We start from the raw sequence: 442 nt of genomic DNA, 5'->3' as shown, positions 1-442 counted from the left end.
GAGCACGAAAGAGGCTATGGTTGATGTGTGACACAGCCTGACGCCGTGGACCATGCCCTTGGCATGGTCTTGTTTTCTCTGTGCCTTGGTGTCTCCGTGAGAAAAAAAAGACCGGCGACCCTTCGGTGAAGCCGGTTTCAGGACTCTCACAGAGACACAAAGCCACAGAGTCAATCCGGACATGCCGGGGCATGTCGCACAGCAACGTTCCTGCTGGCTTCCCATGGCATGACAGAAAAGAGCCGGGGCTCTTTTCCGTCGTACTCTTCGTGAGCTTCGTGGTCAATCCATTCAACCACCCGGTCGCTGCGCTCCCTGAAGAACACGAAAGAGGCTATGGTTGATGTGTGACACAGCCTGACGCCGTGGACCATGCCCTTGGCATGGTCTTGTTTTCTCTGTGCCTTGGTGTCTCCGTGAGAAAACAATAAAGACCGGCTCA

The 442-nt window shown here is 54.8% G+C and carries 1 protein-coding gene; it reads right to left on the bottom strand.

The genetic code is table 11. From position 1 onward, the window contains the following. Positions 1 to 170 precede the first annotated feature (170 nt). Positions 171 to 442 (bottom strand): hypothetical protein (locus ACYQ11_RS22135; RefSeq protein ID WP_459926010.1); only part of this gene is annotated, 272 nt, incomplete at its 5' end.

The organism is Desulfatiferula olefinivorans (genome assembly GCF_054657895.1).
Note: the sequence above shows the minus strand (reverse complement) of the source record. Positions and strands in the feature narration are given on the sequence as shown.